Annotated in this window: 21 protein-coding genes and 1 pseudogene; 12 read left to right on the forward strand and 10 right to left on the reverse strand. The window is 62.5% G+C overall.

Annotated elements, in window-relative coordinates:
* The 4 genes and pseudogenes from BMX61_RS22310 to BMX61_RS22325 form a co-directional block, all read right to left on the reverse strand.
* Positions 1-274: pseudogene (locus BMX61_RS22310) on the reverse strand (IS630 family transposase); the annotation flags it as partial.
* A 94-nt stretch (positions 275-368) separates the two neighbouring features.
* On the reverse strand, positions 369-1,493 hold the full coding sequence (locus BMX61_RS22315) for an NTP transferase domain-containing protein (RefSeq protein WP_083639179.1): 1,125 nt from the start codon (positions 1,491-1,493) through the stop codon (positions 369-371).
* The gene (locus BMX61_RS22320) at positions 1,435-2,349 is read right to left on the reverse strand and encodes a phosphotransferase family protein (RefSeq protein WP_139198990.1); all 915 of its coding nucleotides are present in this window, start codon (positions 2,347-2,349) and stop codon (positions 1,435-1,437) included. The genes BMX61_RS22315 and BMX61_RS22320 overlap by 59 nt, the downstream gene beginning before the upstream one ends.
* Before the next feature lie 324 nt (positions 2,350-2,673).
* A complete protein-coding gene (locus BMX61_RS22325) occupies positions 2,674-4,485 on the reverse strand; it encodes a bifunctional diguanylate cyclase/phosphodiesterase (RefSeq protein WP_075625446.1) in 1,812 nt (603 codons plus the stop codon).
* A gap of 392 nt (positions 4,486-4,877) precedes the next feature.
* Here BMX61_RS22325 and BMX61_RS22330 point away from each other — a divergent pair, with 392 nt between their 5' ends.
* The 4 genes from BMX61_RS22330 to betB all read left to right on the forward strand — a co-directional run bounded on the left by BMX61_RS22330 (position 4,878) and on the right by betB (position 9,413).
* The gene (locus BMX61_RS22330) at positions 4,878-5,717 is read left to right on the forward strand and encodes an alkaline phosphatase family protein (protein ID WP_075625445.1); all 840 of its coding nucleotides are present in this window, start codon (positions 4,878-4,880) and stop codon (positions 5,715-5,717) included.
* Between the two features lie 66 nt (positions 5,718-5,783).
* Positions 5,784-6,416 carry a transcriptional regulator BetI gene (gene betI, locus BMX61_RS22335; RefSeq protein WP_075625444.1) on the forward strand — a complete coding sequence of 211 codons (633 nt, stop codon included), beginning with the start codon at positions 5,784-5,786 and terminating at the stop codon, positions 6,414-6,416.
* Positions 6,413-7,945: a choline-sulfatase gene (gene betC, locus BMX61_RS22340; protein ID WP_075625443.1), complete on the forward strand. Its 1,533-nt coding sequence runs from the start codon at positions 6,413-6,415 to the stop codon at positions 7,943-7,945. Before betI ends, betC begins: the two co-directional genes overlap by 4 nt.
* A gap of 4 nt (positions 7,946-7,949) precedes the next feature.
* Positions 7,950-9,413 carry a betaine-aldehyde dehydrogenase gene (gene betB / locus BMX61_RS22345; protein WP_075625442.1) on the forward strand — a complete coding sequence of 488 codons (1,464 nt, stop codon included), beginning with the start codon at positions 7,950-7,952 and terminating at the stop codon, positions 9,411-9,413.
* Here betB and BMX61_RS22350 read toward each other — a convergent pair.
* On the reverse strand, positions 9,407-9,799 hold the full coding sequence (locus BMX61_RS22350) for a helix-turn-helix domain-containing protein (RefSeq protein WP_075625441.1): 393 nt from the start codon (positions 9,797-9,799) through the stop codon (positions 9,407-9,409). The genes betB and BMX61_RS22350 overlap by 7 nt on opposite strands.
* Positions 9,800-9,855: 56 nt before the next feature.
* Between BMX61_RS22350 and betA the strand changes: the two genes are divergently transcribed.
* Both betA and BMX61_RS22360 read left to right on the forward strand, forming a co-directional pair.
* Positions 9,856-11,511 (forward strand): choline dehydrogenase, encoded by a 1,656-nt coding sequence (gene betA / locus BMX61_RS22355; RefSeq protein ID WP_075625453.1) that lies wholly within the window; start codon positions 9,856-9,858, stop codon positions 11,509-11,511.
* A gap of 227 nt (positions 11,512-11,738) precedes the next feature.
* Positions 11,739-11,972, forward strand: a complete 234-nt coding sequence (locus tag BMX61_RS22360) for a hypothetical protein (protein WP_075625440.1) — start codon at positions 11,739-11,741, stop codon at positions 11,970-11,972.
* Positions 11,973-12,131: 159 nt separating this feature from the next.
* Here BMX61_RS22360 and BMX61_RS22365 read toward each other — a convergent pair whose 3' ends face one another.
* On the reverse strand, positions 12,132-12,434 hold the full coding sequence (locus BMX61_RS22365; protein WP_075625439.1) for an alkylphosphonate utilization protein: 303 nt from the start codon (positions 12,432-12,434) through the stop codon (positions 12,132-12,134).
* Positions 12,435-12,555: 121 nt separating this feature from the next.
* A complete protein-coding gene (locus BMX61_RS22370; RefSeq protein WP_083639178.1) occupies positions 12,556-13,599 on the reverse strand; it encodes a GGDEF domain-containing protein in 1,044 nt (347 codons plus the stop codon).
* 402 nt (positions 13,600-14,001) lie between these two features.
* Here BMX61_RS22370 and BMX61_RS22375 point away from each other — a divergent pair, with 402 nt between their 5' ends.
* From BMX61_RS22375 to BMX61_RS22385, 3 genes are all read left to right on the forward strand, one after another.
* Positions 14,002-15,630 (forward strand): Na+/H+ antiporter, encoded by a 1,629-nt coding sequence (locus tag BMX61_RS22375; protein WP_075625438.1) that lies wholly within the window; start codon positions 14,002-14,004, stop codon positions 15,628-15,630.
* A 115-nt stretch (positions 15,631-15,745) separates the two neighbouring features.
* The gene (locus BMX61_RS22380; protein WP_234794789.1) at positions 15,746-16,057 is read left to right on the forward strand and encodes a nucleotidyltransferase domain-containing protein; all 312 of its coding nucleotides are present in this window, start codon (positions 15,746-15,748) and stop codon (positions 16,055-16,057) included.
* Entirely contained in the window at positions 16,044-16,562 is a 519-nt protein-coding gene (locus tag BMX61_RS22385; protein ID WP_234794790.1) for a ribonuclease toxin HepT-like protein, read from the forward strand. Before BMX61_RS22380 ends, BMX61_RS22385 begins: the two co-directional genes overlap by 14 nt.
* 5 nt (positions 16,563-16,567) lie before the next feature.
* Here the strand turns inward: BMX61_RS22385 and BMX61_RS22390 are convergent, their stop codons facing one another.
* The 3 genes from BMX61_RS22390 to BMX61_RS22400 all read right to left on the reverse strand — a co-directional run bounded on the left by BMX61_RS22390 (position 16,568) and on the right by BMX61_RS22400 (position 19,926).
* The gene (locus tag BMX61_RS22390; protein WP_075625436.1) at positions 16,568-17,824 is read right to left on the reverse strand and encodes a cytochrome b/b6 domain-containing protein; all 1,257 of its coding nucleotides are present in this window, start codon (positions 17,822-17,824) and stop codon (positions 16,568-16,570) included.
* 187 nt (positions 17,825-18,011) lie between these two features.
* Positions 18,012-18,617, reverse strand: a complete 606-nt coding sequence (locus tag BMX61_RS22395) for a YceI family protein (protein ID WP_075625435.1) — start codon at positions 18,615-18,617, stop codon at positions 18,012-18,014.
* Between the two features lie 397 nt (positions 18,618-19,014).
* Positions 19,015-19,926, reverse strand: coding sequence for a LysR family transcriptional regulator (locus BMX61_RS22400; protein ID WP_075625434.1), 912 nt, complete (start codon positions 19,924-19,926; stop codon positions 19,015-19,017).
* A 105-nt stretch (positions 19,927-20,031) separates the two neighbouring features.
* Here BMX61_RS22400 and BMX61_RS22405 point away from each other — a divergent pair, with 105 nt between their 5' ends.
* The 3 genes from BMX61_RS22405 to BMX61_RS22415 all read left to right on the forward strand — a co-directional run bounded on the left by BMX61_RS22405 (position 20,032) and on the right by BMX61_RS22415 (position 26,191).
* Positions 20,032-21,198, forward strand: a complete 1,167-nt coding sequence (locus tag BMX61_RS22405; RefSeq protein ID WP_075625433.1) for an MFS transporter — start codon at positions 20,032-20,034, stop codon at positions 21,196-21,198.
* A gap of 458 nt (positions 21,199-21,656) precedes the next feature.
* Positions 21,657-23,063, forward strand: a complete 1,407-nt coding sequence (locus BMX61_RS22410) for an efflux RND transporter periplasmic adaptor subunit (protein ID WP_075625432.1) — start codon at positions 21,657-21,659, stop codon at positions 23,061-23,063.
* Positions 23,060-26,191 carry an efflux RND transporter permease subunit gene (locus BMX61_RS22415; RefSeq protein ID WP_075625431.1) on the forward strand — a complete coding sequence of 1,044 codons (3,132 nt, stop codon included), beginning with the start codon at positions 23,060-23,062 and terminating at the stop codon, positions 26,189-26,191. Before BMX61_RS22410 ends, BMX61_RS22415 begins: the two co-directional genes overlap by 4 nt.
* The last annotated feature ends 104 nt before the right edge of the window (positions 26,192-26,295 follow it).

Below are 26,295 nucleotides of genomic sequence, written 5' to 3' on the forward strand. Positions count from 1 at the left end.
CCGCAAGCGCAACGCACAGTTCGTCCAAAGTCGTTTCGCCATGGGCCGACATCCGCTCGCGGACCCAGTCACCATGGGCCATAAGCTTCCCACCACCAGGCGGGTGGCCCTGCTTGGCCGCGGCCAGAGAACCGGATGACCGATGCAGCATCATCATATTGTTGACGAACCGAGGCGAAACCCGGAAATGCCGAGCGGCTTCACGGTTGCTATGCCCTTCATTCACAAACGCAACGACACGCTCACGCAACTCGATCGGATGCGGCTTGCCCATGGTGCATCTCCTTCCATGGGCAAAGTGAATCACAGAGCAAGACAAACTGGAACCATGAATCATGGTTTACAGCGACACGCTTTAGATTTTGACCCTACTTAAGGTATTTTTTTAAGTCGTTTCCATTCCGAATAAGATTCACGGCAACAGCGGATGGATAAGGGTTAGATGGTGCGAAGTCGTTTACTAAAATCCGCCGGCTGTGTGAAACACCGAAGACAGCCGCGTGCCATGACAGCCCGCATGCTTTCAAAGCCGCCTCGGTTTTGGCACGATACTTTTCCGGACGCGATGTGATGAACACGATCTGCGCGCCCTTTGCGATCAGCGCCTTGAGCGTATCAACATTGTCTTGAAGCGGCACATCATCGTCATCCCAAAGTGGTGCGGTGTATTGTCCCGCATTCTTCAGGATGACACCGTCAATATCCATGAGATAGAGGTTGGCATTTTCTCTAAACTCGTTCCATGCTTCCAGCGTCCCCACGTCGAAATAGCTGGCGACAGGAGAGCCGCGGAACACCGATCCCGCATGGATTGCTTCTAAGATGACATGCGAGATGAACGGTTCGGCATCCGATTGATCCAGCGCGAGCCTTTCGAAGAAGGACAGATATTCACTTGCCTGCGCGAAGCCGTAGCCGCCAACGGAGATATAGGGAGAGCAGATATACTTCTCCCTGATCTCCTCAACGACGAGGTTGTCGTTCAGGATGACGAAGCTTTTGCCAGGAATATTCCGTGTATTTGGAAAATCTCGTAGATCGACGATGCTAATGTTGTTGTCGAATACAATTGCCGGAGGGGAAAACCAGCTGTCGCAATCCTTGATAAAGATAGGGCCAGTGACCGACGCTCTCTTGATCATCTCGGCGACGGTTGCAGCCGGCCCGGCTGTCACGTCTTCGAATTCGACTATTTCGACAATGTCGCCAAGCGCCCGCTCAATTGCTTCCGCCCCGCCCGCGTTGCGAAGATGCTCGCGCAGGGCCCCAACGACAATCCGATGGTTTGCATAATCAGGAATTGAGCGAAGTGCGCGTTCCAGCATCAGCTCGCCACTAGGCGCCGTTAGCAACCATTTCGGCCGCGTCCCCGGAAAACGAGATGATCGGCCCGCAATGGGAAGAAGAACAGTTCCGTTCGTCATAGCAACAGCCTTAGACTGGAATTGGAAGTTTGGCGACATAGCTCGCCAGTTTGTCGATGGTTTGCTCATTATGGCTATACGGGAGCACGCGCAAAGCTTGAATGGCTTTCAGGGCAGGCAGATGCGGCACCGCCTCAGGAAATTTCTGCGCGATTACCATGCCCAGCTCCTCCGATAGATATCGGCTAAGCATGCGTAGAAGCCGATCATCCGGCGAATGATCCGACTGCCACAACGATGAACGAAGCGACCATGCAATCTCAAGGTCATAGGTTATCTTGGCGATGTCCATCCAGAAACTTTCCAAGTCTCCGTCCAGGACGTCGATGAAAACCACGTCTCCGTCACCTTTGAAGATAATGTTTTCCAGCGTCAGATCCCCATGACTTGCCGTGGCTGGCAAGCGGGAAAAGTCGTAGGCTAGTAAGGCTTCGAGCACTGGAATCAATGCACGGACCTTACCGGCCTGATGCGCATAAAGGACATCTTGCAGTGAAACGAGTTTGCTTTTGAAAGCCGATTGAAGATCTGCCTTAACGGCCGCACCTTCGAGAGCCTTGAAATGGGTGCACATGCACTCGACGAAAACGTTGATCCAGGACATAGGCTTGGAGAGACATGCCTGTCGGAAATCTAGCCCTTGGATGAACTCCATATCATAAGAGATCGGATTTTTATCGAAATAGCAGCGGACGACCTGCGGGACTGGTATGATTTTTCTAAGTCGCTGCTGTTTCTCAACCTGACGCATTAATCGCGGCCCGTAGGAAGCACTTCCCGAAGACTTGCGAATGAAGTAATTCGCACCATCCCGGCAAAGATCTACTTGACACCCCGAATGACCATTGAGCTTTTTTACTATCTCCAATGTCACTGCCCGCCCGCTGATGTATTCGCAAGTCCTATCGCGTGCCACTCCTTCCATGTCAACGCTTTTAGTGACACATTCCGCAGCTCGGTGACCAATCCTGGCCAATGACCTAGCCATGTTAACCGGTCGCATGGCTTCTAGTGAGCCATTGATCGTGCCTAATTCGACAGTGGTCGAACATTCCGCGGTTGATGAACCTCGAAGGTAGCTCAACCGAAACCCCTGGCTACCCATTGGCGTTATCGCAGAATGGCCGCCCGAGCCAGCCTAGAGAATATCCAACGAACAGGGCGTCAGAGCAGATGCTCAGTAAGTTTGTTTTTCCGCGTTGTCTGACGCCAAAGCGACTCCGCTTCGGCCGAAACTGCTCTTACTGCCTCAAGCGACAATTCCGCCATCGACCGTGTCGAAGACCAAGCCGGTCACGCTCGACTTGGCGTGCTTCTTCGCCTTGGCGATGCGCATGCTGATGGGCTGGGCGTGGGAGAAAACCTGGCCGCGCGGCAGCATCAGCACGGCGATGGAGCAGCGCATCAGGGGGAAACGGGCGGGCGAGCCGTCGCGGGCGGTGCCCTGAATGCCGCCATTGGCGAGGTCCTGACTGCCGTAGAGCTGGCGCACATCGCCGGTGAAGTCCGCGAGAAGCCGGGTCAATGTCACTTCCAGGTCCGCGCGCCGCATGCCGCGCACGCCGACGAAGAAATCGTCGCCGCCGACATGGGCGATGAAGGTACCCTCGCCGATGAAGTGACGGCGCATCAGCGCGGCAAAGAGCGTGATGGCCAAGTCGCCCTTTTGAAAGCCATAGGCATCATTATAGGGCTTGAAATTGTCGAAGTCGCAATAGCAGACGAAGCGTTCCTCGTCGCCATCCTGCACCAGGGTCTGGATATAATCGCGGATCGCCCGGTTGCCCGGCAGGCCGGTCAGCGGGTTTTCCTCCTGGGCATGTTTCAGCTGCTTTTCATGCAGAATGCGCAGGAGCGCGGAGGCCGAGAGGATGCCGACATAGCGCATATTCTCGGTCAGGATCACGCAATCGCTGCCATCCATATCGGCAAAGGCGCGCAGGATCTCCTCGGTCGGCATGTCCAGATCCGCAATCGGCGCCGGCATGACGAAATCGCGCACCGTACGGCGATAGAGCTTGTTCTGCAGGAGATCGCGGCCGAAGGGGTGGTAGATCATTTCCTTCAAATAATGCTCGTGCAGAATGCCGCGCGGCTCGCCATTGGCATTCGTGACCGGCACGAAGCTGCGCTCGGGCGACTGGCGGAAGAAGTCGAACACGGCGTCGAGCCCTTCGTTTTCCAGAACGGTGGGCACGGCCTCGACCTGCTGGCGGATCAACACCGAGTCCAGCGTGCCGTTTGCCACGCGCCGCCGCCCGGCCTGCTCCAGATGCGGATAGGAAGTCTGCAGGCTCATGGGGTCGCTGGTGGGCCGCGCCACGTAGTAGCCCTGAACCAGATCGCAGCCGAGATCGCGGCAGATCAGGAATTCCGCTTCGTTTTCCACGCCCTCCGCAATCACCCGCGTGCCCAGCCTGTGGGAGGCGTTGACCAGCTGGCGCAGCACGTGGCGCTTGCGCGCGTTGCGCTCGATCTCGCTGACGAAATAGCGGTCGATCTTGATATAATCGACCGGCAGGTCGCAGAGCAGCTTCATGCCGTTGAAGCCGACGCCGAAATCGTCGATCGCCAGCTTGAAGCCCATGCTGTTGAGCCTGCGGAAATCCGCCGCGAGATCGGCCCCGCCGGCAAAATGATCGAAACGCTCTGACATTTCGAAGCAGATCGCAGAAGCCGGGATAAGGGCTGCCGCCAGGCTGGCGGACAGGCGCTGGGCGAAAATCACGAGGTCGCCGGCCATGCGGCTGTCGACATTGAGAAACAGCGTACGCGTGGAAAAATCGGTGAGATCGGCAAAGATGGCAAGCGCCCGGCTGGCCACCATCTGCTCAAGCGGCAGCAACTGCCCCTCAGCCTCGGCACGGTCGAGAAGATCGTGCGGCGAGTGAAAACCCAGCCTGTCATGCCCGCGCATCAGCGATTCATAGCCGAAGACGAGGCCGGTTGCGGCCTCGGCAATCGGCTGAAAGGCCGGCTGTAAGGCAAGCTTGGCAAGGGACAGAATTTCGTCTGGACGGACCGGGTCGACCAAGAGGGGCCGGCTGAGAGACGGAGACATGAGAAAACGCCTTCTGCGGAGGAAAGGGCTTCAAACAGTTGGCGAAACGGTAGATCCTCGGCCTCAACGAAGGCTTACGCGAATATGACAGTTCCATGATGATTACAAACGTATTTTAGCAAAAATTTTGCGCTGCTTCATCAACGCAGGCGAGCCATGCGACGCTCTCAGGTGTCGCTTGTGTCGAACCGCATCGCGCGGTGATTTTTGTTGATTGTGCAGTCAATCAAAAATACAAGAGTATCCTTGATTGGGCTGATCCTGAGGTCTCTGATCCGGCCATGACATGGCCATGACATCGGAGCGCCGTAAGGGTCGAATCCGATCGGAACAGGTGTTCGGTCGGGTTTTGTCGCGACGGCGAACAAGCCTCTTTTTGAAATGGATTTGCCATGCCTCTTGCCCGCAAGCTTCTTCTGATCATTCTCGACGGCCAGCCCTGGCGCAATGCCCGCCGCCTCATGGGCAATCTCGAAGGCTGGGTTCAGGCGGGCGAGGCCCGTGTCTGGCGCATGCGCTCGGTGCTGCCCTCGACCTCGGCCTCCTGCTATGCCTCGATCCACACAGGCGTGACGCCGCAGGTCCATGGCGTGCTGTCCAACGAGATGCTGTTTCGTGTTTCGCAGCCGGACATCTTCTCCGAGGTTGCCAAGGCCGGCGGCGAGACGGGCGCGGTGACGCACTCCTTCTGGTCGACCTTTTTCCAGCGCGCGCCCTTCGACCCCGTGCGCGATCTCGACTATGACGAAGCCGAGGGCCCGATCCATCACGGCCGCTTCCACACCATGGCCGGCTACAACCACCAGAACCAGATGACCCCAAGCGATCTCGATCTCTTCGCCACCTTGACGATGATGACCGAGCGCTTCGGCATCGATTACGGCATCCTCCACACCTGCACGCTCGACAGCATGGGCCACCGCTACGGCCATGACTGCACGGAGATGGACGGCGCCTGCTTCACCATCGACGCGCAGCTCGCCCAGTTCCTGCCGCGCTGGCGAAAGGGGGGCTATGAGGTGATCGTCACCGCCGACCACGGCCAGACCGATCGCGGCCATCATGGCGGGCGCGATCCAGAGATGCAGGACGTGGCCTTCTACTGGTTCGGCGGCGGCGAGGGGCCCGAAGCCGATACGCTGCTCGACCAGCTGCAGCTGGCGCCGACGGTGCTGTCGCGACTTGGCGTGCCGATCCCCGAGACGATGAAGGCCGCGCCTTTCCTACGCTGACCAATAAGCCCGGACGAGCCGCATGAGCGGCTTTCGCCCGACCCAACCCGTAAGCCAAGAGGCCGCATGCCGAAGATCGGAATGGAGCCCATACGTCGCCAAGCGCTGACCGATGCCGCGCTGCGCGCGATTGCCGATCATGGTTCGCTTGGAGTGACCATGTCGGTGATCGCCCGGCAGGCCGGCGTTTCGCCGGCGCTTGCCCATCATTATTTCGGCTCCAAAGACGAATTGCTGATCGCCACCATGCGCATGCTCCTGAGCCGGTTACATCAGGACGTGGTGGCGCAGCTTAAAGCTGCCAACGGGCCGCGCGCGCGACTGTCCATCCTGATCCGCGTCAGCTTCCAGGCAGACCAATTTCAACCGGAAACAGTGGCGGCTTGGCTCGCCTTCTACAGCGAGGCGCAGCGCTCCCAGCCGTTGCGCCGGCTCTTGACGCTCTATGCCAGACGCCTGCGCTCAAACCTCATCGATGCGCTGCGCGCGCTTGGCGGCAGGGATGACGCAGCCCGGATCGCCGAGGGCGCGGCTGCGATGATCGACGGGCTCTATTTGCGGCAAGCTCTCGGCGCCGCGCCGCTGGGCGCCGAGGCCTGCGTCGCCCTGGTGGAGGACCATGTCAGCCGCCAGCTCGCCACACTGTCCCCGTCCGCACACCACCCATATGAGACCGCAAGAGAAAGAGACATCCGGTGAGCGCCAAGCCCAATATCCTGATCATCATGGTCGACCAGCTCAACGGCACGTTCTTCCCCGATGGACCGGCCGATTTCCTGTACGCACCGCATCTCAAAGAGCTGGCGGCGCGCTCGGCCCGCTTTGCCAATAATTACACCTCGTCGCCGCTCTGCGCACCGGCGCGTGCCTCCTTCATGGCTGGGCAATTGCCGAGCCGCACGCGCGTCTATGACAATGCCGCCGAATATGTCTCTTCCATCCCGACCTTCGCCCATCACCTGCGCCGCGCCGGCTATTACACCGCGCTGTCGGGCAAGATGCATTTCGTCGGGCCGGATCAGCTGCATGGCTTCGAGGAGCGGCTGACCACTGATATCTATCCGGCCGATTTCGGCTGGACGCCCGATTATCGCAAGCCCGGCGAGCGGATCGACTGGTGGTATCACAATATGGGGTCGGTAACAGGCGCCGGCGTGGCCGAGATCACCAACCAGATGGAATATGACGACGAGGTCGCCTTCCTCGCCAATCAGAAGCTCTACCATCTTGCACGCGAGAACGACGACCCAGGCCGCCGCCCCTGGTGCCTCGTCGCCTCCTTCACTCATCCGCATGACCCTTATGTCGCCCGGCGCAAATTCTGGAATCTCTATGAGGACTGCGCCCATCTGGAGCCCGAGATCGGCATGCTCGCCGAGCAAGACCCGCATTCCCGGCGCATCCTCGCCTCCTGCGACTATGCCAGCTTCGACATTTCGGCCGAAAACGTCCGCCGCTCCCGCCGCGCCTATTTCGCCAATATCTCCTATCTGGACGAGAAGGTCGGCGAGCTGATCGACACCTTGACGCGGACCAGGATGCTGGACGACACGCTGATCCTCTTCTGCTCCGATCACGGCGACATGCTGGGCGAGCGCGGACTGTGGTTCAAGATGAACTTCTTCGAAGGCTCGGCCCGCGTGCCCTTGATGATCGCAGGTCCCGGTGTGGCGACGGGCTTGCACAAGGCACCCGTCTCCAATCTCGACGTGACGCCGACGCTCTGCGATCTCGCCGGCATTTCGATGGACGAGATCATGCCCTGGACCGATGGCGAGAGCCTGCTGCCGGTGATCTCAGGCGCGGCCGAACGCACCGCCCCTGTCCTGATGGAATATGCGGCCGAAGCCTCTTATGCGCCGATGGTGGCGATCCGCGAGGGCAAGTGGAAATACACCCACTGCGCGCTCGATCCCGACCAGCTCTTCGACCTTGAGGCCGATCCGCTGGAGCTGACCAATCTCGCGCTCGATCCGCCCGACAGCGTCAGCATCGCGACACTGGAAGCCTTCCGCCAGATGCGCGAGGCGCGCTGGGACATGGAGGCCTTCGATGCTGCCGTACGCGAAAGCCAGGCGCGGCGCTGGGTGGTCTATGAGGCGCTTCGAAACGGCGCCTATTACCCCTGGGACCACCAGCCGCTCCAGAAAGCTTCCGAACGCTACATGCGCAACCATATGAACCTCGACAATCTCGAGGACTCCAAACGCTATCCGCGAGGGGAATGACCCGATGAGAGCCCAACCGCCCGCCTCCCACTTCATTGACGGCGCCTATGTCGAGGACGCTGCCGGCACCGCCTTCGAAAGCATCTATCCGGCCACCGGCGAGGTGATCGCGAGGCTGCATGCCGCGACACCGGCGATCGTGGAACAGGCGGTCGCCGCCGCCAAGCGAGCGCAGAAGGACTGGGCGGCGATGAGCCCGACGGCGCGCGGGCGCATCCTGAAGCGCGCCGCCGAGATCATGCGCGCGCGCAACCGCGAGCTTTCAGAGCTGGAAACGCTCGACACCGGCAAGCCGATCCAGGAAACCATCGTCGCCGACCCGACCTCCGGGGCAGACGCCTTCGAATTCTTCGGCGGCATCGCCGCCGTCGGTCTCAATGGCAGCCATATCCCGCTGGGGGCGGATTTCGCCTATACCAAGCGCGTGCCGCTCGGCGTCTGCGTCGGCATCGGCGCCTGGAACTATCCACAGCAGATCGCCTGCTGGAAGGGCGCGCCGGCGCTGGTGGCCGGCAATGCCATGGTGTTCAAGCCCTCGGAAAACACCCCGCTCGGCGCCTTGAAGATCGCCGAGATCCTGATCGAAGCCGGCCTGCCCAAGGGCGTGTTCAACGTCATCCAGGGCGACCGGACCACCGGGCCGCTTCTGGTGGAACATCCCGATGTCGCCAAGGTCTCGCTCACCGGCTCGGTGCCGACAGGGCGCAAGGTGGCGGCGGCCGCCGCCGGCCATTTGAAGCATGTGACGATGGAGCTTGGCGGCAAGTCGCCGCTGATCGTCTTCGACGATGCCGATCTCGATTCCGCCATCGGCGGCGCCATGCTCGGCAATTTTTACTCCACCGGCCAGGTCTGCTCCAACGGCACGCGTGTCTTCGTTCACAAGGCGATCAAGGAGCCTTTCCTCGACAGGCTGAAGGCCCGCACCGAGGCGATCAAGATCGGCGACCCGCTCGATGAGGCCACCCAGCTCGGGCCGATGGTCTCGGCGGCCCAGCGCGCCAAGGTGCTCGACTATATCGCCAAGGGCCAAGCCGAAGGCGCGCGGCTTGTCACCGGCGGCGGGATCCCCAACCATGTGCCGGGCGAAGGCACCTATATCCAGCCGACCGTTTTTGCCGACGTCACCGACACCATGACCATCGCGCGCGAGGAGATCTTCGGCCCTGTCATGTGCGTGCTGGACTTCGAGCAGGAGGACGAGGTGCTGGCGCGCGCCAATGCCAGCGAATTCGGCCTCGCAGCCGGCGTCTTCACCGCCGACATGACGCGCGCCCATCGCATGGCCGACCGGCTGGAAGCCGGCACGCTCTGGATCAACAGCTATAATCTCTGCCCGGTGGAAATCCCCTTCGGCGGCTCCAAGCAATCCGGCTTCGGCCGCGAGAACGCGCTGGCCGCGCTGGAGCATTATAGCGAGCTGAAGACCGTCTATGTAGGCATGGGCAAGGTCGAGGCGCCCTATTGATGGGCGTCGCGCTCGACCACGAGATCGTCCAGATCGACCTTCAACACGCCGGCGATACGCTTGAGCACGTCGACCGAGCCGGTTTTCTTGCCCGCCTCGATCTCCGACAGATAGGGCTGCGAGATGCCGGCGGCGGCGGCAAGCTCGGAAACGGTGAGGTTGCGATAGGTGCGATAGGTGCGGATGGGGCTGTCGGTGTTCATCAGCTCCACAACAAGCTCATGCGGCCAGGTTTCCTCGCCAGCAGCAATGCGGGCGAGAATCACATCGGCTTGCAAGCCATCGATCAGATCCTCGAAATCTTCCTCGCCGATCTGAACATAGGCTTTGCCGTCGATCGTCACCCTTCGAATGTCGATCCCGTTCAAGACGTTGTCACCGGCCATTTCAAAACCTCTCCATCCGCCCGCCGCCTCCATTAGCATATGAGGGAATGAAGATCATGACCACAGAAGCGGATTTCGTCATTGTCGGCTCCGGCTCGGCGGGCTCGGCGATTGCTTACCGTCTCTCGGAAGATGGGCGGCACAAGGTGATCGTCATCGAAGCAGGCGGGTCGGATTTCGGGCCCTTCATCCAGATGCCGGCCGCACTCGCCTGGCCAATGAGCATGAAGCGCTACAATTGGGGCTATCTCTCGGAGCCCGAGCCGCATCTGAACAACCGCCGCATCACCGCGCCGCGCGGCAAGGTGCTGGGCGGTTCCTCCTCGATCAACGGGCTCGTCTATGTGCGCGGCCATGCCGAGGACTACAATCGCTGGGAGGCGCTCGGCGCCAGCGGCTGGGCCTATGCCGATGTGCTGCCCTATTTCAAGCGGATGGAAACCTCCCACGGCGGCGAGGAGGGCTGGCGTGGCACCGATGGGCCGCTGCATGTGCAGCGCGGGCCGGTGAAAAACCCGCTGTTCCATGCCTTCATCGAGGCGGGAAAGCAGGCCGGCTTCGAGGAGACCGCCGATTATAACGGCTCCAAGCAGGAAGGCTTCGGCCTGATGGAGCAGACGATCTACAAGGGCCAACGCTGGTCAGCGGCCAATGCCTATCTGCGCCCGGCGCTGAAGCGCGGCAATGTCGAGGTGGTCCACGGGCTGGCCGAGCGGATCGTCATCGAGAACGGTGTGGCCAAGGGCGTCGAGATCCGCCAGGGCAAGGATCTCAAGACCATCCGCGCCCGACGCGAGGTGATCGTCTCTGCCTCCTCTTTCAATTCGCCGAAGCTTCTGATGCTCTCCGGCATCGGCCCGGCGGCCCATCTTCAGGCCATGGGCATTCCCGTGATCGCAGACCGGCCCGGCGTCGGCGCCAATCTGCAGGACCATATGGAATTTTATTTCCAGCAGGTCTCGACCAAGCCGGTCTCGCTCTATTCCTGGCTTCCCTGGTTCTGGCAGGGGGTGGCCGGCGCGCAATGGCTCCTGTCCAAGGGGGGGCTGGGCGCCTCCAACCAGTTCGAGGCCTGCGCTTTCCTGCGCTCGGCACCCGGGCTGAGGCAGCCCGACATTCAATATCACTTCCTGCCAGTGGCGATTTCCTATGATGGCAAGGCAGCGGCCAAGAGCCACGGCTTCCAGGTCCATGTCGGCTACAACCTGTCGAAATCGCGGGGCAATGTCACGCTGCGCTCACCCGAACCTTCGGCCGATCCGGTGATCCGCTTCAACTATATGAGCCATCCGGAAGACTGGCAGAAATTCCGCCATTGCGTGCGGCTGACGCGCGAGATCTTCGGCCAGAAGGCCTTCGACGCCTTTCGCGGCCCCGAGATCCAGCCGGGCGAGGCCGTGCGCACGGATGAGCAGATCGACGCCTTCCTGCGCGAGCATCTGGAAAGCGCCTATCACCCCTGCGGCACCTGCCGCATGGGCAGGGCCGATGACCCCATGGCCGTGGTCGATCCGGAATGCCGGGTGATCGGGGTCGAGGGCCTGCGCGTGGCCGACTCGTCGATCTTCCCCCACGTGACCTACGGCAATCTCAACGGCCCCTCGATCATGACCGGCGAGAAGGCGGCGGACCATATTCTCGGCAAATCACCGCTGCCACGCTCCAACCAGGAACCCTGGGCCAATCCGCGCGCCGCCGTCAGCGATCGGTGAAGGCTGGATGCTGCGGGATTGGCGAACGCAAGTCCTCAGTCTTTTCAAGCCTTTCCATCTGGTGTCATCAGCATCCGCAAAAAGCAGCTCTTAATTTTCTGCTCATAGTCCGAAAAAATACATGCCGTAGACTTGATTTTCCCATGGAAACCCCCGCACTCTCTCATGACTGGACCGAAAATGGATGTTTTCGGGACTCGTATCGGGCCTGGCGGAGGAAAAAGGTCATGGCTGAGCTTCGGCTGCAGATACCGGATGAGGTGGTTGCCAAGATTCAGGCGCGTCTCGGCAACAAGGCCAAAGTAACGGATATCGCCCGCGACGCGATTACGCTGTTCAACTGGGCGGTGGACGAGCGCGCCAAGGGCCGCATGGTGCTGTCGTCTGAAGAAAACGGCAGCGACCCGGCCCGCCTCGCCATGGCGTCGCTCGATATGGCCGCAGCCCGCGCGGGAAAATAACGCCTGTTCTGAGACAGGTTTTTTCCCGCAGCCGAGGCGGAGATCGGCCGGGGAAACCGAATGTCGATTATGTGCCTAAGCCGGTCACAATTCAGGAAGGGTAGCAGGCGCGCAAGCGCCATGCTGGTCGCCAAGTGACGCGACCAGCGGCACAAGACGCTATCGCTTGCGCACGAATTCCGTCCGCAGCACCAAGCCCTTGATGGCATCGTGACGGCAGTCGATTTCCTCGGGATTGTCGGTGAGGCGGATCGAGCGGATCACCGTTCCCTGCTTCAGGGTCTGGTTGGCGCCCTTCACCTTGAGGTCCTTGATCAGCGTCACGGAATCGCCGTCAACCAGCACATTGCCGGCCGCATCACGCACTTCGGATGCCGCTGCGGCCGCCGCCGCTAGCTCGGATTTCGGCCGCCAGTCGCCAGTCGCCTCGTCATAGACATAGTCATCATCATCGGCCGCCATGGCGCAGTCCTTTCTCAGAAAAATCTAAAAAGCCGATGGCGGCTTACAATGCCGGGCGCGCAAAAGGCAAGGGCGGGCAACGGCGAAGGATCAGGCAAGACGGCTCTTCGATGCCGCAGATCTAGAGACGGGTGAAGACTAAGCGGTTCCGCCCCTCGCGCTTGGCGCGGTAGAGATTGACGTCGGCCTGCATCAAAAGCTCGCCCGCGCTCAAGCCGGCGCAGGGTTCGGCGAAGACGATGCCGAGACTGACGGTGACAAATCCGGGCAGCAAGGGACTGGACTCTGGATGACCGGGCGGTGGCGCCCTGTTAGCCATATCGGGCATGGCGCCTCCCGCTTGCCCGTCCCACTCCGCCAATCCCGGCAGTGCCCCATGGACGATGGCCAGCGACAGCACCGACTGTCGCACACGCTCGGCAAGCGCAAAGGCCTCCGCCTCCTCAAGGCCAGGCAGAATGCAGGCGAACTCCTCGCCGCCGAAGCGGGCTGCAAAACCGCCGGCCCCGCGCACGGTCCTGTCGATAGCGGTTGCCACGCTGCGCAGGCAGGCATCGCCCTGGGGATGGCCATAGGCATCGTTGAAGGCCTTGAAATGGTCGATGTCCAGCAGCATCAGGGCCAGCCGCGGATCATTGAGCCGCGACATCTGCATCGCCAGCCGCTCGTCGAAGCTGCGGCGGTTGGCGATGCCGGTCAGCGCATCGGTCATGCTCAGATGAAAGACGCGCTCGTTAAGCGCGCGCAGCTCCGCCTCGACGCGCTTGCGCTCGGTGATATCGCGCACAACGGCGCAATTATATTCGACGCCGCGGTAGACAACGAAATTCGCCAGGATCTCGATCGGCACCAAGGCTCCGTCCCGGGCGCGGTTGGTGGATTCCAGCGTCAGGGAACCCTTGCGCTTCAGCTCCGCCCAGTGCGCCCGCCATCGCACGAGATCGACATCCGGATCGATATCATAGACCCGGAGGTTCAACAGCTCGTCGGCCGGATAACCGAGAAGCCGCGTCGCCGCCTTGTTGAAGAAGACATAGCGTCCTTCCTCATTCACCCAGATGATCATGTCGGTGATGGCGTCGATCGAATATTGCGTCAGAAACGGATCATCCAGCCGGCCGCTCTCCCGGGATACCGTCTGCGTCACCTTGTTTGTCCCGGCCATTCGTCGTCCCACCCACCGCTTTCCGCCTGCCGACTTTGCCGCGCGCGCCTGCCAGCATGGCACCGGATGCAGGCGAAATCTTGCTCACCTCGCCTGCCATGCGCCGGACCCCATGCGGCCCTATAGCAAAGATCGACGTGCGCGACCCGTTTGAGCGCGCGTAAAAGGCTATGCTAACGCGAGAAAGTTGCAATGCAGCAAAAATCTGCCGCGTGAGCGTTTTTGAGCCATTTTGGCGCCTCATCTGCAGAACGTTCGTCTCCGTCGTCGCTGCTTTCGCACTGTGCGCCCTGCCATCGACGCTGACAAAGGCCGGCCGTCATGGCAAAGCGCAGGTAGTCTTTTCAAACCAAGGCCGGTCTGGGCCGTTGGGCAGGCGCCTGTTCTCATCGCGGAGGTCTCATGGAAAGCATCGCCATCGTCTTGGTCCTGCTTCTGGCGGTCGTCGTCAGCAGCATGCTGGTGCGGCTTTCGCCTGTCGGCGTGCCGGCGCCGCTCGTCCAGATCGCGCTTGGCGCAGCGATTTCGGTCGGCACGGGATCGAGCATCACGCTGGAGCCGGAGGTGTTCTTCCTGCTCTTCCTGCCGCCGCTTCTGTTTCTCGATGGCTGGCGCATTCCCAAGGAAGGTCTGTTTCGCGACAAAGGCGTGATCCTGGAGCTGGCACTGGGGCTGGTGGTCTTCACGGTGCTGGGTGTCGGCCTGTTCATCCATCTGATGATTCCGTCCATGCCGCTGCCGGTGGCCTTCGCGCTGGCCGCCATCCTCTCTCCCACCGATCCCATTGCCGTCTCGGCCATTGCCGCGCGGGTACCCGTGCCCAAGCGGCTCATGCATATTCTGGAAGGCGAATCCCTGCTCAACGATGCTTCCGGCTTGGTCTGCATGCGCTTTGCCGTGGCTGCGGCGCTCACCGGTAGCTTCTCGCTCACCGCCGCGCTCGGCACCTTCGTCTGGCTGGCGCTGGGCGGCGTGGCCATCGGCATCGCTGTCACCTGGGCGGTGATGGTGGCCAAGGACGCCGTCTCCCGCCGGATCGGCGAAGATACCAGCGTGCAGATTCTCATCAGCCTGCTGATCCCCTTCGCCGCCTATCTCCTGGCCGAGCATCTCGGCTGCTCCGGCATTCTCGCGGCTGTGGCAGCGGGCATCACCATGAGCTATGTCGAACAGCGCGGCCAGGTGATGGCGGCGACGCGGGTGCGCCGCAGCGTCGTCTGGGACACGGTGCAATTTGCGCTGAACGGCGTCATCTTCGTCATTCTCGGCGAGCAGCTGCCCGGCATTGTCGCCGGTGCGGCAGAGGTGGTGCGCGAAACAGGCCATCACGATCCACTGTGGCTGGTGGTCTATGTGGTGGCGATCAATCTGGCGCTCGGCATCCTGCGCGTCTCCTGGGTCTGGGTCTCGCTGCGGCTGACGCTCTATCGCGCGGCGCAAAAGGGTCTGACGCCGCCGCGTCCGCATCGCCGGCTGGTGATCGCCACCTCGCTTGCCGGCGCGCGCGGCGCCATCACGCTGTCCGGCATCCTGACACTGCCGCTCGCCATGCCCGATGGCGCGCCTTTCCCCGCACGGGATCTGGCAATCTTTCTGGCCGCCGGCGTCATCATCGTTTCGCTGGTGGCAGCCAGCGTCGGTCTGCCGCCGCTTTTGAAGAACCTGGAGCTTCCGCCGGAAACCGAAGAAGCGACCAAGGAGGATGCGGCCCGCATCGAGGCGGCCGAGGCGGCAATCCGCGCGCTGGAAGCCCGAATGGAACAAGCCGACGGCGCGCGCGAGACGGATGCGGAAATCGGCGCGCGGCTGTTGGAAATCTATCGGCAGCGCATCGAAGGCCGCACCAAGACCGGCAGCGAGGCGGAGGAGTTGCGCCGGATGGAAGCGGCAGAGCGCCAACTGCGCCTGACAGCCATTCGCGCCGAGCGCGAGGCGATCTTCAAGGCCAGCCGCGCCCGCCGCCTGCCCGACGATATCGCTCGCAAGCTCATCCGCGAAATCGACTTGGCGGAGGCACGTTGGGGCGCATGAGCCGGGCGGCGTGGACTGGTAGACGAGGGGCGCGCTTCCGGCCGGCAGACGGATCGTATAGTGTAGGCTTGCTCGACCAGAGTGGCTGGCAGCACAGGGACGACGCATGAACAGGATGGAGCATCTGAACGCGCGCGCATATGCGAAGCGTCACGCCGAGGCCTCACAGGCTGTGGCGCATGTGCTGCATGCCGCACAATCGCAAGGCTTCGACCTGACGGTGATCGGCTCATTCGCGCGCGGCGATTTTCGTGCCCATTCGGATGTGGATCTTCTTGCGCGCGGTGCACATGATCGCAAATCTAGGATCGTCATCGAGCGGTTGGTGGCAGAAAGCATGCGGCCCTTTGCCATGCCGTATGATTTGATTTTCGAGGATGATCTGACTGAAGATCGCCTGCGGGAGTTCCTGAATGACGGTCTTTAGCCTGGCAGAATTCGCGAAGCTTTCCCCAAGGATCGCGCGCACCGAGCGAGAGCTCGCGCAGATGGCGCATTATTACGAGGCCCACTCACATGAGGTTTTGGCAGGGGATTGGGGCGCGGTATCTGCGGTCGCTGCTGGGATTCATAACGTCTATAACGGAATAGAAGATATTCTGCTTAGCATCGCCAGGGATGTGGATGACTATGTCCCGACAGGCGGATCCGCACATCAGGATATCCTTGATCAAATGGCTGCGGCTATCAATGGACGACGACCTGCACTTCTGAACCTCAGCCTCTACGACCATCTATTCGAACTCAAGGCATTTAGACATCTGGTGCGCCATAAATACGGGTTCGACTTAAAACCTGAAAAGGTTGCCGCAAATTTTGACCTGATTAATGCGATTTTTCCGGAGTTCATTGATGCAGTCGTTTCGCTGGAAAAAGCGATGCTTGAAGAGATCCACGATCCGGCAAATGAATCCAAGCCCGGATCGCGTTGATCAGATCACGCCCCCGCGCCGCTGCGGCGGGCCTTCAAGGTCAGCTCCACCTTGATCACCGGCGCGAGCCATTCGCCCTTGGCGTCGTTTTCCTGGCCGAGCTTGAACGTGGCGCGGTCGAGGTCGGCGGTGCCGGTCACGGTGGCGGTGCCGTCGGCGGCTTCGGTGAAGGTGAAGGGCAGCGTGATTGGGGCGGTGATGGATTTCAGCGTCAGCGTACCCTTTGCCAGATAGCCAGTCTCGGTGCGGGCAAACTCCGTCAGCATGATCTTCGCCTTGGGAAAGGCGCTGACGTCAAGGCCGTCAGCGCCGGCAAGGTTGGAGCGGATGAAGGCGTCGTCGATGGTGATGGAGCCGGTGTCGACCTCGACCTCGGCCCGCGCGCTGGCGAGATTGTCGGGATCGAAGGTGATCGCCGCGTTCCAGCCATCCACCGTGCCGGCCACGCTCTTGCCGGAGAAGGTCACGGAATAGCCGAGATGAGAGGCCGGCTTGTCAATCACCCAGCCCGTTGCAGCCGGGGCAGACGCAGCCGGCGCAGCGGCGGGGGCAGCCGCCCCGGCCAGCTTCGGCGCGGACGGTGCGCTTTCCCGCCCGGCCAGCACGCCGCCACCGAGGAAGACCATAGCGGCGGCAGCGGCCACGGGAATGGCGATCAGCGCGCCTTGTTGGCGATGGAGCCCGCCAACCGGCAGCATGCGCGAAAAGGACGGCGCCCGGTCGATCAACGCATGTTTGATCGCGCCGGCCAGATGCAGGCCAATCAGGAGAACGAAGGAATAGGCCAGCAGCATATGCGCCCGCTCGGCCAATGCCCGGCCGGAGGCGTCGGCAAGGCCCGCCGGCAGGGGCAGGTTCGGCCAGGGCAATGCCTGGGAGAGCATCAGGAGCGTCGGGATCTTGGTGCTGGAGGCCGACACCAGCACCCAGCCGGACAGCGGCACGGCCAGCATCAGCACGTAGAACAGCCCATGCACCAGCCCTGCCAACGCCTTCTCGGCCTTGGGCATGGGCGGATGGGCAGGCGGCGGATTGAACAGGCGCCAGGCGATGCGCGCCAGCGTCAGCGCCAGGACGGTAAGCCCCACCGTCTTGTGCCACTGGATCAGCGTGAAGCGCAGATCGCGCGGGAAGAGATCGAGCCGGATCATGGCAAAGCCGATCGCCAGCTGAAACAGGATGGCGAGCGCAATCGCCCAATGCAGGATCATGGCACCGGCATTATAGCCTTCGAGACGACCACTTGCCTGATGAGACCGCATCGCATGCTCCTGAAGATACGCCCTCTGGCATGGCGGCTGGGCGCGCAGTGAGGGGGATTGGTCGGTGACCGCCTGGGCAAAAGCCACAGGCGGTCACCACACACGCTGACGCTGCCTGCCCCTCACGATCGCGAGAGGCGGCTTGCTCCAAAAGCGAGCGGCAGCGAAATAGGCGAAGGGCAGTTTTTTACTGCGCGACGAATTCGGTCTCGATCGTCAGCTTGACGTCGTCGCTCACGGGGCCAACGAGCGTGGTGACGCCGAATTCGGAACGCTTGATCGTGCCCGTAGCGGAGAAACCGACGGTCGGCTTCTTGCTCATCGGATGCGGATTCAGCGCGGCGTTCATCTTCACGTCCAGCGTCACCGGCTTGGTCACGCCGTGGAAAGTCAGGTCGCCGGTCACGGTGCCAGTATCCTTGCCCGTCAGCTTGATCTCCTTGGAAACGAAGGTGATCTTGCTGAACTTGGCCGCATCGAAGAACATCTCGCTGGCGATTTCAGCGTTGAAATCCTTGCCGACAGCGCCGTCATTGGTATCGACCGACTTCGGATCGACCGTGACCTCGAGCTTGGACTTGGCCGGGTCCTTCGAGTCGAGTGCGAGCTTGGCATCAATCTCGTCAAAGCGGCCGATATAGTTGGACAGGCCAAAATGGCTGACGGTCCAAAGCAGGTTGGTATGGGCCTTATCGGCCACATAGGTCCCGGCGGGAACGTCGATCGTCTGCGCCGAAACGGCCGAAGCCGAAAGAGCGAGAAGGGCGGCGGCGAGCACGGTGTTCAATCGCATAGGTCTGTCTCCATCCGGGCATGCGGCGATCCCGTGGATCCGCCTGCAGGCTTCCTGTCATTTTTGTTCCTGCATGCCGTCCGTGCAGCATATCTGCTGGATCCGTTCGGCATGTCCGGGCAATCCTGCCCCGCCAAAGGCCTAGGCGATTTTTTCGCGCCGCAAAACTGCGTTCACCGCAACGCACTGTTCACTCAGAAAAGACAATGAAGGAAAAATGTCTTCGCCATCACGACGATCTCACGGCAGCGTTTCCAGCCAAATCCTGGCAAAATGCGCAGGTTTAGGCCCCTATCAAAGCTCCGCGCCGCGCATAAACGAGGGCTTGCCCTGTGGAAGTAAGTCCGCAGATCGGCGCTGAAGCATGCGGGCCTCACAAATCTTTGAACGGGAAAGATCAGCCGCGCGATGGGCGGCCCAGACGCGCGGCGAGGAAATCGACCAGCACGCGCACCCGCGCCGGCATTGCCGGCCCGCCGAGAAATACGGCGTGGATGGCCTCGCGATCGCCGGGATTATAATCTTCCAGCAGCGGCACGACGCGCCCCGCCGCCAGATCCTCCTCGATGTGGAAATTGCCGACGCGGGTGATGCCGATGCCTTGCAGCGCCAGCTGTACTAGCGTTTCACCATTGTTGGCCTGGATATTGCCCTGCACCGCCAGCAGAATGTCGCGCCCGTTCTCCCGGAAGGGCCAACCGGGCTCGATGCGGCGAAAGCTGAAGTCGATGCAATTGTGTCGGATCAGATCGGACGGCACTTGAGGTGCCCCATGACGGGCAAGATAGGCAGGCGATGCGATCACGGTACGCCCGGTCTCGCCCAGGCGGCGGGCGGTCAGCGGCCCATCCGTCAGCGGACCGAAGCGGATGGCCACATCCGCCTGACCGCCTAGCACATCGGCTAGCCGGTCGCTGAGATCGATCTCAATGGTGATGCCGGGATAAAGCGCCACGAAGGCGCCGAGCAGCGGCACCACGACCAACCGGCCATGGGCAGAGGCTGCACTGACGCGCACGCGGCCGCGCGGCGCCGCCTGATCGGCAAGCCGGCTCTCGGTCTCTTCAATATCGGCCAGGATGCGTCGGGCCGCGGCGGCATAGGCCTCGCCCTCCACCGTCGGTGCCAGCCGCCGTGTGGTACGGATCAGCAGGCGCACGCCGAGCCGCGCCTCCAGCCGCGCGACGATCCGGCTAACGGCCGATGGCGTCAGAGACAGCGCCCGCGCGGCAGCGGAGAGGTTCCCCGCTTTCAGCACGGCGAGAAACACCTGCATATCGCTTGTGCGGTCTATGCGATCTCGCTGCATTTGTGACTCCCACGCACAGATCCTGATCCAATAAGCGGTCTACCGCGCCTTGCCGCCCTGCGCCATATGAAGGGCACGCATAAATGACCATGTAAGGATCACGCCATGATCAATCCCTCCCTTCTCGCCCTGGCAATCGGCGCCTTCGGCATCGGGGTCACGGAATTCACGCCCATGGGCATGCTGCCGCTGATCGCCCATGACCTCGGCGTTTCCATTCCGGCGGCCGGGCTGCTGGTCAGCGCCTATGCGCTGGGCGTCCTGATCGGTGCGCCTTTGATGACGCTGGCCTTTGCCCGGGTCGGCCGCCGCCGGCTGCTCGTCGGGCTCATGGGCATTTTCACGCTGGGCAATCTCCTCTCCGCGCTGTCGACCTCCTATGAGATGCTCATGGTGGCGCGCATCGTCACCTCCTTCAACCACGGCGCCTTTTTCGGTGTCGGCTCTGTCGTCGCCGCAAGTGTCGTTTCGCCGGACAAGCGCGCGGCGGCCGTGGCCGCGATGTTCTCCGGGCTGACCATCGCCACTGTGGGCGGCGTGCCGCTGGCGGCGTGGATCGGCGAGGTGCTGGGCTGGCGCGCGGCCTTCTGGGGCATTGCGGGGATCGGTGCGCTGGCCATGCTGGCGCTGCGCCTGTCGCTGCCCGCTCTTCCGGCCGATACGGGCGGCGATCTCAAGCGTGAACTCGCCGTGGTGGCGCGCGGGCCGGTTCTGGCGGCCCTGGCGCTCACCGTGGTCGGCGCCAGCGCCATGTTCACCGTCTTCACCTATATCGTGCCGCTCCTGAAAAGCGAGGCCGCCGCCTCCACCGGCTTCGTCACCGCCATGCTGGTGGTCTATGGCCTAGGCCTGACGGCGGGCAACTGGGTCGGCGGCCGCTTTGCCGACCGCTCGGTCGATGGCACGCTTGCCGCTTCGCTGGCCGGCCTCGTTGTCGTGCTGATACTACTGGCGGTGCTTGCGGGCTCGGCCACGCTCGCCGCCGTGCTGATCTTCCTCTGGGGTATTGCGAGCTTCGCGCTGGTGGCACCCTTGCAGATGCGGGTGATGGAGGAAGCGGCCGAAGCGCCGAACCTTGCCTCCGCGCTCAATATCGGTGCTTTCAATCTCGGCAATGCCGTAGGCGCGGCTGCCGGCGGCCTGGTCATCGATGCCGGCCTCGGCTACAGCGCCGTCCCGCTGGCCGGAGCTGCCATGGCCGCCGCCGGCCTTCTCTTCCTGGCCCTCCTGCGCCGTCGCGCCCAGCGCCTGCTCGCCGCCGGCGCCTTCTGACGGCAAAAGCAGGCGTCTAGGGACTGCGACGTCTCGGCCTCCCGGTCTCGTCTTCTCCATGGGCAAGATGAGACCGGACACGGCCAGCTGCGCGGCCCCCGCCCAACGAACACTCGGCAAGCTCGCGCTAATCGGGGAGATTAGCGTGAGGCTTCGCTCTCAGCCTCTTCTACGCCCCGCTTATAAACAAGGCCGGATCTCTAAGCCCCGGCAGGGGCTCGACTTTTGCATTGGCTACACCTGCGAGAGCGGACGGTCGTTAATTTCATCAACGGATTACATTACAAAAATTTAAGCCGAAAGAAGGCTTTAGGCCGGTTTGTCTGACCAAATGTGTCTTTTTAGCGCCGCAATTCGGGCTGTATTCCTGGGTTGTCGAGATCTGGTCCACCTCTTGGATGGGTGCCGGTCTCCGATCCCTTTCGCCGCCTCGCGATGCCGCGCCAAGAGGACCCCGCATGAAGAAAGTCTGGATCCCCCTCGTCCTTATCGGTGCGCTTGGTGCCGGTGCCTGGGCCTATCGCGGCGAATTGCCGGACCTGGCGGCGAGGCTGCAGGCGGTAGCACCCTTCGAGATCCCCGGTCTGAAGGCGCTTGCCGGCAGCACGCAAACGGCCCAGGCCGAGAGCACTAGCGGCCAGCATCGCCATGACAGCGAGAGCGATCAAGGCGGCACGGCTGGCCAGGGCGGCCAAGGTGGGAAGGGCGGCGAAGGCGGAAAGAACGGCCAGCCTGGGAAGGATGGGCAAAGCGGCCAGACGGGCGGCAAGGGCGGTGGACGCCATGGCGGTGGTGGGCCGGCCGCCGTCAAGACCGTGGCGGCGCAGACCGGCATCCTGCCCATGGACATTCCCGCCACCGGCTTTGCCGTGGCCGACCAGACGACGACGCTCGCCGCCCGCGAGCAGGGCAGCGTGACCGAACTGGTGGCCCAGGACGGGCAAACGGTGAAAGCAGGCGACCTGATCGTCAAGCTTGACGACCGCACGGCCCGCGCGGCCGTCGCCAAGGACAATGCCGCGATCCTGCGCGACAGCGCCACGCTGTCGGAGGCCGAAACGGCGCTGCGCCGCGCCCATGATCTCGTCAACGCCAAGGCAGGCACGCAACAGTCGCTCGATCAGGCGCAATCGGCGCGCGATCAGGCTGCCGCCACCGTAGAGGCAGACAAGGCGACGCTGTCGGCCGATCAGGTTCTGCTCGAACATACCGAAATCCGCGCGCCCTTCGATGGCCGCCTCGGCGAAATCCTGGTCAGCCCCGGCGCCTATCTTTCGGCCGGCGCTTCCGTGGTCAAGATCACCAAATTCGATCCCGTCTATGTCGGCGTGCATCTGGAAGAGCGCAGCCTGCGGCGCTTGAGGCTCGCCATGGCCGATGGCTCCGTTTCGGTTACCACCGTGCCCTCAAGCGACAAGGGGCAGGTGCGCACCGGCACCGTTTCCTTCTTCGACAATGCCGTCGATCCGGCCTCCGGCACCATTCTGGTCAAGGCCCGTTTCGACAATCCCTCCGGTGCGCTCTGGCCTGGCCAGTCCGTCAATATCGTGCTGCATCTGAAGAACGATGCGCCCCAGGTGGTGGTGCCGACGGTCGCCGTCGGGCCCGGCCCGGATGGGTCGATCGCCTATGTCGTGCATGAGGGCAAGGTGGCGGTGGCCAATGTCGAGGTCGGCCGCGTCAATGGCGATTATACCTCCGTGACCGCAGGGCTTTCGCCGGGAGACCATGTGGTGATCGAAGGCCAGGCCGCACTTTATCCGGGCCAACAGGTCAAGGAGAGCTTCGACGATCAGGCGCTGGATCTGGCCGCCGCCGATCCGGCTCCCCTGTCCCACAAGGCGAGCGTGGAGCTGGCGCGATGATCCCGCGTTTCTGCATCGAGCGCCCGGTCGCCACCACGCTTCTCGCCATCGGCGTGCTTTTGGCCGGGCTCGCCGGCTATCGTCTCCTGCCGGTGGCCGCCCTGCCGAAGGTCGATTTTCCGACCATCAGCGTCTCCGCCTCGTTGACCGGCGCTTCGCCGCAGACCATGGCGACCTCGGTCGCCACGCCGCTGATCAAGCAATTCCAGACCATTCCCGGCATCAGCGAAATCAGCGCCACCAATTCGCTCGGCAATACCAATATCGTCCTGCAATTCGACCTGAACCGCAGCATCGATGCGGCGGCGGCCGATGTGCAGGCGGCGATCTCCTTTGCCAACCGGCAATTGCCCGACAATATGACGACGCCGCCGAGCTACCGAAAGACCAACCCGGCCGATGCGCCCGTCATGCTGCTTGCCGTGCGCTCCGATACCATGCCGCGCAGCAAGCTCGACGATATCGCCGAAAACATCATTTCCCCCTCGCTCTCCACCCTTCCCGGCGTGGCGGAAGTCACCGTCTATGGCGCGCAGACCTATGCCGTCCGCATCGAGGTGGACCCGGACAAGCTCTTGAGCCGCGGCCTTGGCATCGACACGGTCAACAAGGCGGTGTCGGCCGCTAACAGCCAGCTGCCGGTCGGCACCATCCAGAATGCCAGCCAAAGCCTGACCATCAATGCCGACACCCAGCGCACCAATGCCGACGAGTTCCGCTCGCTCGTCATCGCGACGCCGAACGGCGCGCCGGTGCATTTGAGCGATGTCGCCGATGTGCAGGACAGTGTGGCCAACACCAAGACCGGCAGCTGGTATGACGGCAACCGCGCCATTTTGCTGGCGATCCAGCGCCAGCCGGGCGCCAATACGGTGGAGGTGGTCGACGCCATCCAGGCCAAGCTGCCGGCCTTGCATGCGGTGATGCCGGCCTCGGTCGAAACAGCCGTGATGAACGACAGCTCCAAGCCGATCCGCGAGGCGATCTCGGACGTCAAGTTCACGCTGATCCTCACCATCGGCCTGGTCATCCTGGTGATCTATCTTTTCACCGGCCACCTGACCGCCACGATCATTCCGGGTCTCGCCGTGCCGCTGTCGCTGATCGCCACCTTCGGCGTGATGTATGTGTTGGATTACAGCATCGACAATATCTCTCTGCTGGGCCTGACGCTCGCCGTCGGCCTGGTGGTGGACGACGCCATCGTCATGCTGGAAAATATCCTGCGCCATGTGGAAGCGGGCATGCCCGTGCGCCAGGCCGCCCTCCTCGGCTCGTCCGAAGTGAGCTACACCATCATTTCCATGTCGGTGTCGCTGATCGCCGTCTTCCTGCCGATCCTGCTCATGGGCGGCGTGGTCGGGCGCATCTTCAACGAATTCGGCATGGTCGTGTCGATCGCCATCATCGCCTCGGTCTTCGTCTCGCTGACGGTGACGCCGATGCTCGGCGCCCGGCTTTCCGGCGGCCACTCGCGCCCGCCGCTGCTCATCCGTTGGTTCGACAGAGGCTTTGCCGCCACCACGCGCGGCTATGGCGCGGCCGTTGCCTGGTGCCTGCGCCATCGCGGCTTCGTCATGCTCATCTTCTTCGCCTCGGTGGGCCTCACGGTCTATCTGTTCATGACGCTGCCAGCGAGCTTCTTCCCGACGGAGGATATCGGTCGGCTCAACATCTCCACCCGCGCCCGGCAGGATATCTCCTATCCCGCCATGGTGGAGCTGCAGAACAAGGCCGCCGATCTCGTGCGCCAAAACCCGGCCGTCGCCCATGTCATGTCGATTGCCGGCGGCAGCGTTCGCAGCCCCTTGAACAACGGCACCATGTTCGTCGAGCTGAAGCCGAAGGAGGAGCGTCCGCCGCTCGACCAGACGCTGGTGGAGCTTCGCAAGGCGATTTCGACCATTCCCGGCCTGCAGGGCTATATCACGCCGCAGCAGAACATCCGCTTCGGCGGGCGACAGACGGCCAGCCAGTATCAGCTCGTCGTCCAGGCGCTGGATGCCGCGCAAACCAATATCTGGGCCGACAAGATCCTCCAAGCGATGCGCCGCGACGGCCGCTTTACCGATCTCGTCTCCGATGCGCAGAACAAGGCGCTGCAGGCCGATATCGCCATCGACGAGGAGAAAATGGCCACCTATGGCATCTCCTCCGATGTGCTGCGCACGACGCTGCGCCAGGCTTTCAGCACCTATGCTCCGACGCAGATCCAGTCGACCGGCGACAGCTATGACGTGATCGTCGAATATGACACGAACCGCCCATGGGACGAGAATTCGCTGGCGCGCATCCGCGTGCCGGGCGCGGGCGGCGCGCTGGTGCCGCTGTCGAACTTCGCCCATGTCAACCGCACCACCGGGCCCGTGACCATCAACCAGACGGGGCAGCTGGTTTCCACCACCGTCTCCTTCAACCTGCCGGAGGGCGTCTCTCTCGGCGATGCCACAGCGGCGATCGACAGGATCAAGACCGAGCTTTCAATGCCGGCCGACGTCTTCACCTCCTATGGCGGTTCGGCGCAGATCTTCCAGCAGTCGCAAGGCTCGACGCCGATGCTGATCTTGGCGGCGGTGCTGACCATCTATGTCGTTCTCGGCGTGCTCTATGAAAGCTATGTCCACCCGCTCACCATCCTCTCCGGCCTGCCCTCGGCAGCACTCGGCGCGCTGATCGCGCTCAAAGTGATGGGCTACGACCTCTCGATCATCGCGCTGATCGGGCTGTTGATGCTGATCGGTATCGTCAAGAAAAACGCGATCATGATGATCGACGTCGCCTTGGAAACCCTGCGCTCCGGCGCCGGCGCCAGCCCGTCCGAGGCGATCCACGAAGCCTGCGTGCGCCGCTTCCGCCCGATCATGATGACAACCTTCTGCGCGCTGCTGGGCGCGCTGCCGATCGCGATCGGCTCCGGCGCCAGCTCCGAGCTGCGTCAGCCGCTCGGCATTGCCATCGTCGGCGGCTTGCTCGTCTCCCAGGCGCTGACCCTGTTCATCACGCCGGTAATCTTCGTCGAGATGGACCGCCTGTCGCACCTTCCGGCCCGGCTCTTCCGTCGCAAGCCGGCCGAGGCCGACCATGGCACAGCCGCTCCGGAGGACGAACGGCCGCTGGCGGCGGAGTGAGGCGCCCGAAGAGCGGGCAGCGCTTCTTACGGCGGTAAGCCTGGACCGTTTCCACATCACGCATCTTTTTCCCTGCTGCCCGGTTCGGCACGGCCAGCCAGGAG

Source organism: Xaviernesmea oryzae (genome assembly GCF_900109605.1).
Lineage (GTDB): Bacteria > Pseudomonadota > Alphaproteobacteria > Rhizobiales > Rhizobiaceae > Xaviernesmea > Xaviernesmea oryzae.